Origin of the sequence: Streptomyces kronopolitis (assembly GCF_014646275.1) — a bacterium.
Taxonomy (GTDB): Bacteria; Actinomycetota; Actinomycetes; order Streptomycetales; family Streptomycetaceae; genus Streptomyces; species Streptomyces kronopolitis.
Genome location: NZ_BMND01000035.1, coordinates 60491 through 69673, shown reverse-complemented (window position 1 = coordinate 69673; position 9183 = coordinate 60491). Strand labels below are relative to the sequence as shown.

Sequence of the window (9183 nt, the reverse complement as noted above, 5' to 3'; positions counted from 1 at the left end):
GCCGCACCGGTCCGCGGCCGCTTCCCCGCGGCCGGGGCCGGTGCGGCCGGCCGGGCGACCGCGTCACGGGGCGCCGGGGTGCGGGGCGGATGCGGACGCGGCGTGCTCCCGCCGGTCCGCCGCTCGGTGCGCTGGCGCGCGTACTCCTCCGCCCGCCGGCCGGTCGGCCGCTCCGCGGGGCGCCGCTCGCCGCGCTCCCAGCCGGCCCCGGCGCCCGCCCCGCTCTCCAGCGGCCCGCCGGACAGCCCGTGCGCCTCACGGGCCGCGATCTCCTTGAGCCGCAGCGACAGCGACAGGGTGCTGGGGCGGTCCGCCGGATCCTTGGCCAGGCACGAGGCCAGCAGCGGTGCCAGGGCGTCCGGCACCCCGGCCAGCTGCGCCTCCTCGTGGACCACGCGGTAGAGCATGACCTCCGAACTCCCCTGCCCGAAGGGGGAGTCGGCGGTGCAGGCGTAGGCGAGGGTCGCGCCCAGCGCGAAGATGTCCGTCGCCGGGGTCACGGCGGCCCCGCGCACCTGCTCGGGCGCCAGGAAGCCCGGCGAGCCGACGGCCGTGCCGACGTGCGTGAGCGTGCTGGCGCCGGTCGCCCAGGCGATACCGAAGTCGATGATCCGCGGGCCCTTGGGCGACAGCAGGATGTTCGACGGCTTCAGATCGCGGTGCACCACGCCCGCGTCATGGACCGCCAGCAGCCCCTCGGACAGCGCGGCGCCGACGGAGGCGACCTGCGCGGGGGACAGCGGCCCCTCCTCGTTGACCTTGTCGTGCAGCGAGGGGCCCGGGACGTACTGGGTGGCGAACCAGGGCCGGTCCGCGTCGAGATCGGCGGCCACCAGCCGCGCCGTACAGCCGCCGCGGATCCGCCGGGCGGCGGACACCTCGCGCGCGAACCGCGAACGGAACTCCTGATCCTCCGCCAGATCCGGCCGGATCACCTTGAGCGCCACCCGCTGCCCGCGCTTGTCCGAGCCGAGATAGACCACGCCCATCCCGCCCGCGCCCAGCCGACGGTGCAGCCGGAACGTCCCGACGACACGCGGGTCCTCGCGTCGGAGCCGCATCATCGCCATGTCCGTCCCCTACCTGCGGCGGGATCCCCCTCCGCTGCCAACCGTCTGACGTGGCACAGCTTACGGATTGACGGCTCGCTGTGCGCAGAGGCCGCGCATGCGTCGGCGGCCGGATTGTCCGCGGGCGGTGCGGAATCCGCGGCACCGGCCCGGAACCGGGCCCCGTCCCGCCCGGCTTCCCGCCGGACATCCCAAGGATCCGCCACACAGGGGGGATTGACACGATGAAAGGTGATCAGGCCCGGTTGGTGAGGGATGCCGGGCATACGCTCCCGGCCGGGAAAAGGCGGCGGACGGCGGCGGGGGAGGGGGCAGGGCGGCCGGGCGCGGGGGAGCGGCCGGGGTGAGCGAGGTCACCCTGAAGGGGTGCCCGCAGCCCCGCCTTCCGCGGTCCCCCTGGGGGATGCCCCCAGGTAGTGGAGGCGTCTCTCCACCCTGGGGAGTACGTGCCGCGCGGCCGCGTCATCCTCCTGGATGCCGACGATTCGATACGACGGCATGACGCCCGCCGCCGCCCCGCTGCCTAATGTGGTGTTCAAGCGGCGGGCGCAGCACTCGTCCCCCGAGGTCAGACGCCCGCCGCCCCAGACACGACGGGAGCGGGACGATGGCGCAGACGACAGGACGAACGGCCCTTCGGGCGCAGGGGCGCAGGGCCGCCTCGGCGCTCGGCGGCCAGCAGTCCTCCGGCACGCGCCACCCCCTCGTCGCGGTGGCCATGGTGCTGCCGCTGGCGATCCTGCTCTCCGTCGTCTTCGGCGGCTGGGAAGCCGTCATGACACAGGCGTCGTCCGTGGCCGGAATGCTGGGGCACTGAGAAGCGCCCCACGCCCCGGGAGAGCGGCCCGGGACGGGGACACCTCCGGCTGATTCACCCCGTGGGGACGGGGGGTAACCGCGGACGGCACGAACGGCCGGGCATCTGGGGAGATGCCCGGCCTTCGGGTTTTTCCGGCCGCCGCCCGGCCGCCCCCGGACGCGTACGATCCCAGGCCGGGCCCACGGCGGCCCGCACCATCGCCCACGGCGCATCCGGCCCGCACGGGACTCGGGGGGACCATGACCACACCACTGCTCGGCCGCCTGGCCGCCCTCGCCGCGGCCCCTGCCCCGCCCGGGAGCCCGGCCGGCGCCCCGGACACCGCCCCCGAGGTGCTCGCCGACCGCCCCGACGGCACCGTCGTCCGCCGCGGCCGCACGGTCGCCAAGGCCCACGCCCCCGACGGCGACCCGCACGAGCTGGCCGCCCGGCTGCGGATCGCCGCCCACCCCCTGCTGCACGGCATCCTGCTGCCCCCGCTCCCGGTCACCGCCCCCGACGGCCTCCTCGCCCTCACCGGCGACGGCCGGGCCCTCACCCGCTGGCCCTACGGCAGCCCGGTGCCGCCCGACGACCCCGACGCCGCGCCCTGGGAGGACGCCGCCCGCCTGCTGGCCCGGCTGCACACCACCGACCCCGGCCAACTGCCGGGCCCCGTGCCGCCGATGCGCGGCCCCGCCAAGGCCGCCCGCGCCCTGGCCCGGCTCCGCGCCGCCCCGGTCCCCGCCGACGGCCCGCGGGCGGCCCCCGGACCGCCTCCCGCGGCAGCCGCGGCCGTCGAACGCGCCTGGTCCCTGCTGCCGCCCTGGGCCCGGGGCGAGGCCCCGCCCCCGCGCGCCGCCACCCTGTGCCACGGCGATCTGCACCTGGGCCAGCTGGTCCGCCACCCGGCCCCCGACGGCCGCTGGCTCCTCATCGACATCGACGACCTCGGCCTGGGCGACGGCGCCTGGGACCTGGCCCGCCCCGCCGCCTGGTTCGCCACCGGCCTGCTCGACCCCGGTATCTGGACGCGCTTCCTGGCCGCCTACCGCGCCGCCGGCGGCCCCGCCGTCCGCCCGGCCGGCGACCCCTGGCCCGACCTGGAGATTCCCGCCCGCGCCCTGACCGTGCAGACCGCCGCCCTGGCCGTCGCCAAGGCCGCCGGCGCCGCCCGCCGCCTCGACGAGGCGGAGCAGGCGATGGTCGATGCCTGCGCCCGGATGGTGCCCCCGCCGCGGCAGTTGGCGCCCGCCGGGCCCGTCGTAGGGTGAACCCCTCGCCGCCGGCGGCCCGTTCCGCGGGCGCCGCGGCGCGCAGTGACGGATGAGAAGCAGTGACGGATGAGAAGCAGTGACGGATGAGAAGGAGTGAAGCCGACGATGCAGTGCCCCAAGTGCCATGCACCGATGCACACATACAACCGCAATGGCGTCCAGATAGAGCAGTGCGCCGGCTGCCGGGGGATCTTCCTGGACTACGGCGAGCTGGAGGCGCTGAGCCGTCTCGAATCCCAGTGGATGCAGCAGCCCCCGCCGCCGCCCGCCCCGCAGGCCTACCCGGCCGCCCCCGCCTGGGGAGCCCCGCACCAGGGCCACCACGGCCACCACCAGAGCCACCACGGGCACCACGGCCATCACCGCAGCTTCGGCCACATGCTCTTCTCGTCCTGACCGGCCCTCTACGGGCCGGACCGGACTGGTCCCGAGCGGGCCGACCAACATCCGGCCCCGGAAAACGACCGAGGGCCGGAGCGAAATGCTCCGGCCCTCGATCAGATGTGGACGATACTGGGATTGAACCAGTGACCTCTTCCGTGTCAGGGAAGCGCTCTCCCGCTGAGCTAATCGTCCTCGGGACCGCGGATCACGAAGATCCGCAGCTGCGTGCGCGATACTGGGATTGAACCAGTGACCTCTTCCGTGTCAGGGAAGCGCTCTCCCGCTGAGCTAATCGCGCGGGACGGATACCCCGGTCGAACATGTTCGGGGATCCAGTGGACGATACTGGGATTGAACCAGTGACCTCTTCCGTGTCAGGGAAGCGCTCTCCCGCTGAGCTAATCGTCCTTGGAGGTGGAGACGGGATTTGAACCCGTGTAGACGGCTTTGCAGGCCGTTGCCTCGCCTCTCGGCCACTCCACCAGGAGTGAGGGGGTTCGGGAAGATCCCCCACATCGAGCGGACGACGAGACTCGAACTCGCGACATCCACCTTGGCAAGGTGGTGCTCTACCAACTGAGCTACGTCCGCAGGTGTCTCTCCCAGACTACGTCCGGGAGCTACTCCGCCTCCGGGGCGCTCTCGCGTCCCGGCGACGTGTTGAACTCTAGCGGATTCCGGGGCCAGTACAAAAACGCGTTTGTGCAGCGTGCTGCGCCGACCCGCCCGGCACAGGCGGGGTCCCGGCCGCCGCCATAGACTCGCTGACGTGCACGACTTCGCTCCCATGGCCCGCTTCGGCGGCCTGATAGCCACCGACCTGCGCGATGTGACCAGTGATCCCGCGGCTCTGGACTCCTCGGGCTGGTGGGCGGTGGCCGCCGACTTCGAGGGCGCCGTGGTCTGCGCCCGCTTCGGCGACGTACGGCCGGCCACCACCGCCGACGAGCCCGCCCCCGGCGGCTGGCGCGGCCCCGCCCCCGGCGCCTGGACCAGCTCCCTGGACCGCGACGCCTATACCGGCGGCGTGCGGCGCATCCGTGAACACATCGCGGCCGGCGACGTCTACCAGGTGAACCTCTGCCGGGTCCTGACCGCGCCGCTGCCCGACCCCGGCCGCGCCGATGTCGACGCGCTCTCCGCCGTACTGGCCCGGGGGAACCCGGCCCCGTACGCGGGCACGATCCGGCTGCCGGCCCACGGCGTCGAGATCGCCGGCGCCTCCCCGGAGCTGTATCTGCGGCGCGACGGGCGCACGATCGACTCCGGGCCGATCAAGGGCACCGGCCGGACCGCGGCGGACCTCTCGGGGAAGGACCGGGCGGAGAACGTGATGATCGTCGACCTGGTCCGCAACGATCTCGGCCGGGTCTGCGCCTCCGGGAGCGTCACCGTCCCGGCACTGTGCGCCATCGAGGAGCACCCCGGCCTCGTCCACCTCGTCTCCACGGTGCGCGGCGAACTGGCCGAGGAGAACGAGAAGACCGCCTGGGCGGATCTGCTGGACGCCACCTTCCCGCCCGGGTCGGTCACCGGCGCCCCCAAGTCCAGCGCGCTCAGGATCATCGACGAGCTGGAGACCGCGCCCCGCGGCCCGTACTGCGGGGGCATCGGATGGGTCGACGCGGACCGCCGCACCGGTGAGCTGTCGGTCGGCATCCGCACGTTCTGGATCGACCGCACCCCGCCCGCCGGACCGGTGCTGCGCTTCGGCGCCGGCGCCGGGATCATCTGGGATTCCGACCCGGAGCGGGAGTGGGCGGAGACGGAGTTGAAGGCGCGCAGGCTGCTCGCGGTAGCGTCGGGCGCGCACGAGGCGAGTGGAGGTACGCGATGAAGATCTGGCTCGACGGAGCACTGCGGGACGCCGACGGCGCCCGGGTCTCGGTCTTCGACCACGGGCTGACGGTCGGCGACGGGGTCTTCGAGACCATCAAGGCCGACCACGGCCGGGCCTTCGCCCTCACCCGCCATCTGGAGCGGCTGACCACCTCCGCCCGCGGGCTCGGCCTGCCCGATCCCGATCTCGACGAGGTACGGCACGGCTGCGAGGCCGTCATGGCGGCCAACCCGATGGCCCTGGGCCGGCTGCGGCTCACCTACACCGGCGGCGTCTCCCCGCTCGGCTCGGACCGCGGCGACGCCGGCCCCACGCTGGTCATCGCGCTGTCCGAGACCGCCCGCCGCCCCGACACGACGGCCGCCGTCACCGTCCCGTGGACCCGCAACGAGCGCGGCGCGCTCACCGGCCTGAAGACGACCTCGTACGGCGAGAACGTCGTCGCGCTGGCCCGCGCGCGGGAACAGGGCGCCTCCGAGGCGCTGTTCGCCAACACCGTCGGGGCGCTCTGCGAGGGCACCGGCTCCAACGTCTTCGTCGTCCTGGACGGCGAACTGCACACCCCGCCGCTGCACTCCGGCTGCCTGGCGGGCATCACCCGCGCCCTGACGGCCGGCTGGGCCGGCGCCAAGGAGACCGATCTTCCGCTGGACGCCCTGGAGCGCGCCGAGGAGATCTTCCTGACCTCCACCCTGCGCGACGTCCAGGCCGTGACCCGGATCGACGGCCGCCAACTCCCCGACGGCCCCGGCCCGGTGACCGCGGAGGCCATGCGGATCTTCGACGAGCAGTCGGCCGCCGACTTCGATCCGCGGTGATGACGGGAGCGCGCGCCGGCGGGTAGAAAGTCCTCGTGACCACAACGCTGCGGCCCGCGGGACCGGAAGAGCGGCACGACGACGGCGGCCGGGCGCGCCCGTACGACATCTGCGTCAACAGCCGCCGGGTCGGCGGGATCCGGCTGGCCACCGACGCCCGGTTCGGCCCGACGGCCGGCCGGATCACGGACCTGGGCATCGACCCGGCGGACCGGCACCGCGGCCGGGCCACGGTCGCCGCGCTCGCCGCGGAGGAGGTGCTGCGCGGCTGGGGGTGCCGGCAGATCGAGCTGACGGTGCCGGCCGGCGCCACGGCCGCCCGGCGGCTCGCCGCGACGCTGGGCTACACCGAGCGCAGCCGCACGATGAGCAAGCCCCTGACCGGGCCGCCCCGGCTGCCCGACGGCAGCAGCGACCGCGCGCTGGGCGAGGAGGAGTACCCGGCCTGGCGGGAGGCCGCGCTCGCCGAGCACCTCCGTACGCAGCTGGCCCAGGGGATGTCCCGGGCGCGCGCCGAGGAGGCCTCCGCCGCCGGCCATCGCGCCCTGCTGCCCGAGGGCGCCGCCACGCCCTACCAGGCGCTGCGCGTCCTGACCCACGGCGGCGCGGACGTCGGCAGCGTCTGGGTCGCCCTGCGGATGCCGGACCAGCCCGGCGGCTACGTGGTCGATGTACAGGTCGCGCCCGGCCACCGCGGCCGCGGACACGGCCGCACCCTGATGCTGATCGCCGAGCGCGAGAGCCTGGCCGCCGGCCGCGCCACCCTCGGGCTGAACGTCTACGCGGACAACGCGCCCGCGCTCGGCCTCTACACCTCGCTGCGCTACCGGCCCACCGGCTATCTGCTCTGGAAGCCGATCCTGTGAGCCGGCCCGGCGGGCACCGCTGAGGCGGGGCTCAGCCCTGTTCCGCCAGCAGCCGGTCGGCGATCTCCTCGATCCGGGCCCGCAGCCCCTCCTGGCCCGTCCCGCCGTCCAGCCGCTCCCCGCCGATCACATACGTCGGGGTCCCGGTCACCCCGATCGCCTTGCCCTCGGCCTGGTCCGCGTCGACGATCAGCAGATGCCGCCCGTCGATCAGCGCGGTGTCCAGCTCCTCGGCGTCCAGCCCCAGCTCCCCGGCGACCTCCAGCAGCAGCTTCTCGCCGCGCTTGCCGAGCTCCTCGCTGCGCGCCAGCACCGCCTCGATGTACGGCCATCCCCGCCCCTGCTCCAGCGCCTCCTCGGCGGCCTGGGCGGCGACGTAGGCGTGCGGGTGCTTGGGGAGGGGGAAGTGGCGCAGCCGGATGTCCAGCCGGTCGCCGTAGCGTGCCCGCAGCGCCCGGAGGTCCTCCAGGGCGGTGTGGCAGTCGGGGCACTGGAGCTCGCACCACACGTCCAGCACGGGACGGGCGGCGGTGGAGGGGGTGTCGTTCATGGAGGCCAGTCTTCCAGCCCCGCGGGGACACCAGTCGCGAGGTACCCGGGCGGGTGCCCGAACCGGGACCTGCGAAGGAGCGCAACCCGGAGATGTCCCTGAGGACGTGCCGGAACGTGGCCCGGGCGGGTTCGGACAAGGCAGGATGGAAGGGAGCAGAATGCCTGCTCACCCATCCATCGGCAGGAGGACCGGATGCTGACCTCGACCGTCTGTGCCGCGGTGTCGGCAGCGGGCCTGGGCATCGCCGCGATCACGGCATACCGCAAGCGGTTCCTGGCCGCGACCCGCATCGCCGCCTTTTCCCTGATCCCCATCGGCCTGGTGATGACCGGCGTCATCGACTGGATCACCGGCATCGTCTTCAAGCCCACGGTCTGGGCCGGCTTCGGCCTGCTCGCGCTCTCGTTCGTGCTGTTCGCCCTCGGCCGGGCGGCGGAGCGCCGCAGGGGCGGGATCGGCAGCCGCAAGGAGCGCAAGGCCGCGGCGGCGGCCCGGCCCGACGCGGTGGCCCCGGCCGCCTCCGCCCCCTCCCTCGGCGCGGGCCGCCCCGCCGCGCAGCCGGCCGCCAAGGGCAAGGCCGCACCGGACAAGAGCGGCGCACCCAAGGATGACTTCTCGGACATCGAAGCGATCCTGAAAAAGCACGGGATCTGATGAACTACCGCCGCTGAGGACCCGATCGGGCCTGACCGGGCGATCGGCTGCGCCATGATGCGCGCGAGATGAACGATGAGTGCGCCCTCGCCCAAGACGACGCCCCGTCCCCCGAACCGCGCGGTTGCCTGTTCGCGCTGTCCCAGCCGCCGCTGATGCTCTTCCTCGCCGTGATCGGCTTCCTGCTCCTCCTCGGCGCCGTGCATGACCTCTACATCCTGTGAGGCCGCCCGGTGCGCCGCCAAGGGGCCGATCCGGCCCGGGCCCGCGGCGGCGGTTCAGCCCGCGGCCTCCCGCCGCCGTGCCCGGTAGGCCGCGACGTGCAGCCGGTTTCCGCAGGTGCGGCTGTCGCAGTAGCGCCGCGAGCGGTTGCGGGAGAGGTCGACGAAGGCGTGCCGGCAGTCCGGCGCCTCGCAGCGCCGCAGCCGCTCGCGCTCCCCGGCGACGACGAGGAACGCCAGCGCCATCCCGCCGTCCGCGGCCAGGTGCTCGGCGACCGAGGCGCCCGGCGCGAAGTAGTGGACGTGCCAGTCGAAGCCGTCATGATCGGTCAGCCGCGGGGTGGTGCCCGCCGAGGCGACCAGCGAGTTCAGCTGTTCGGCGGCGGTGCGGTCGTCGCCCGCCGCGAAGATCTGCGCGAACCGCGCCCGCAGGGACCGTACGGCCGTCAGATCCCCCGCGCCGAGCGTGCCCACATCGCTGATGTCGTTGCGGCGCACGAAGTCCCCGAGGGCCGCCAGGTCGGCCAGGCTGTCGGGCGCCCCGGGCGATTCGCCCTCCGGGGCGGTGTTCAGCAGATCGACAACCGCGTCCAGTGCGCACCGGGTGTCATGGGTGATCATCACGGTTCCGCTCCCTGGCAGGGTGGGGCCGGACGGGTGCCGCCCCCGGGTGTGGTTGCCGAATGGTCGCCGACTCTAGC

Annotated in this window: 11 protein-coding genes and 5 tRNA genes; 8 read left to right on the top strand and 8 right to left on the bottom strand. The window is 74.4% G+C overall.

What is annotated here, in order from left to right; translation table 11 throughout:
- Positions 1 to 1070, bottom strand: a 1070-nt coding sequence (locus IEY78_RS28180; protein WP_229700215.1) for a serine/threonine-protein kinase, incomplete at its 3' end; no start/stop codon positions are given.
- A 607-nt stretch (positions 1071 to 1677) separates the two neighbouring features.
- Here IEY78_RS28180 and IEY78_RS28175 point away from each other — a divergent pair.
- From IEY78_RS28175 to IEY78_RS28165, 3 genes are all read left to right on the top strand, one after another.
- Positions 1678 to 1887: a hypothetical protein gene (locus IEY78_RS28175; protein ID WP_189102957.1), complete on the top strand. Its 210-nt coding sequence runs from the start codon at positions 1678 to 1680 to the stop codon at positions 1885 to 1887.
- Between the two features lie 242 nt (positions 1888 to 2129).
- The gene (locus IEY78_RS28170) at positions 2130 to 3143 is read left to right on the top strand and encodes a phosphotransferase family protein (RefSeq protein ID WP_189102955.1); all 1014 of its coding nucleotides are present in this window, start codon (positions 2130 to 2132) and stop codon (positions 3141 to 3143) included.
- A 108-nt stretch (positions 3144 to 3251) separates the two neighbouring features.
- Positions 3252 to 3542, top strand: coding sequence for a TFIIB-type zinc ribbon-containing protein (locus IEY78_RS28165; RefSeq protein ID WP_189102953.1), 291 nt, complete (start codon positions 3252 to 3254; stop codon positions 3540 to 3542).
- A 108-nt stretch (positions 3543 to 3650) separates the two neighbouring features.
- Here the strand turns inward: IEY78_RS28165 and IEY78_RS28160 are convergent.
- The 5 genes from IEY78_RS28160 to IEY78_RS28140 form a co-directional block, all read right to left on the bottom strand.
- Positions 3651 to 3722 (bottom strand) — tRNA-Val (locus tag IEY78_RS28160).
- A 34-nt stretch (positions 3723 to 3756) separates the two neighbouring features.
- Positions 3757 to 3828 (bottom strand) — tRNA-Val (locus IEY78_RS28155).
- A gap of 38 nt (positions 3829 to 3866) precedes the next feature.
- Positions 3867 to 3938: transfer RNA gene (locus tag IEY78_RS28150), tRNA-Val, on the bottom strand.
- A gap of 1 nt (position 3939) precedes the next feature.
- Positions 3940 to 4013: transfer RNA gene (locus tag IEY78_RS28145), tRNA-Cys, on the bottom strand.
- Between the two features lie 35 nt (positions 4014 to 4048).
- Positions 4049 to 4121 (bottom strand) — tRNA-Gly (locus IEY78_RS28140).
- Positions 4122 to 4299: 178 nt separating this feature from the next.
- Here IEY78_RS28140 and IEY78_RS28135 point away from each other — a divergent pair.
- Genes IEY78_RS28135 through IEY78_RS28125 form a run of 3 tightly spaced genes read left to right on the top strand, consistent with a single transcriptional unit; the run spans position 4300 to position 7054 of the window.
- Positions 4300 to 5367: a chorismate-binding protein gene (locus IEY78_RS28135; protein WP_189102951.1), complete on the top strand. Its 1068-nt coding sequence runs from the start codon at positions 4300 to 4302 to the stop codon at positions 5365 to 5367.
- Positions 5364 to 6188 carry an aminotransferase class IV gene (locus IEY78_RS28130; RefSeq protein WP_189102949.1) on the top strand — a complete coding sequence of 275 codons (825 nt, stop codon included), beginning with the start codon at positions 5364 to 5366 and terminating at the stop codon, positions 6186 to 6188. Before IEY78_RS28135 ends, IEY78_RS28130 begins: the two co-directional genes overlap by 4 nt.
- 35 nt (positions 6189 to 6223) lie before the next feature.
- The gene (locus tag IEY78_RS28125) at positions 6224 to 7054 is read left to right on the top strand and encodes a GNAT family N-acetyltransferase (RefSeq protein WP_189102947.1); all 831 of its coding nucleotides are present in this window, start codon (positions 6224 to 6226) and stop codon (positions 7052 to 7054) included.
- A gap of 31 nt (positions 7055 to 7085) precedes the next feature.
- On the opposite strand, the gene IEY78_RS28120 is transcribed toward IEY78_RS28125, so the two are convergent.
- On the bottom strand, positions 7086 to 7604 hold the full coding sequence (locus IEY78_RS28120) for a DsbA family protein (protein WP_189102945.1): 519 nt from the start codon (positions 7602 to 7604) through the stop codon (positions 7086 to 7088).
- 195 nt (positions 7605 to 7799) lie between these two features.
- Between IEY78_RS28120 and IEY78_RS28115 the strand changes: the two genes are divergently transcribed.
- Together IEY78_RS28115 and IEY78_RS28110 are read left to right on the top strand one after the other, a co-directional pair.
- Positions 7800 to 8261 (top strand): hypothetical protein, encoded by a 462-nt coding sequence (locus IEY78_RS28115; protein WP_189102943.1) that lies wholly within the window; start codon positions 7800 to 7802, stop codon positions 8259 to 8261.
- A gap of 68 nt (positions 8262 to 8329) precedes the next feature.
- On the top strand, positions 8330 to 8485 hold the full coding sequence (locus IEY78_RS28110; RefSeq protein WP_006607510.1) for a hypothetical protein: 156 nt from the start codon (positions 8330 to 8332) through the stop codon (positions 8483 to 8485).
- A gap of 54 nt (positions 8486 to 8539) precedes the next feature.
- On the opposite strand, the gene IEY78_RS28105 is transcribed toward IEY78_RS28110, so the two are convergent.
- Positions 8540 to 9106 carry a CGNR zinc finger domain-containing protein gene (locus IEY78_RS28105; RefSeq protein WP_189102941.1) on the bottom strand — a complete coding sequence of 189 codons (567 nt, stop codon included), beginning with the start codon at positions 9104 to 9106 and terminating at the stop codon, positions 8540 to 8542.
- Positions 9107 to 9183: the final 77 nt, after the last annotated feature.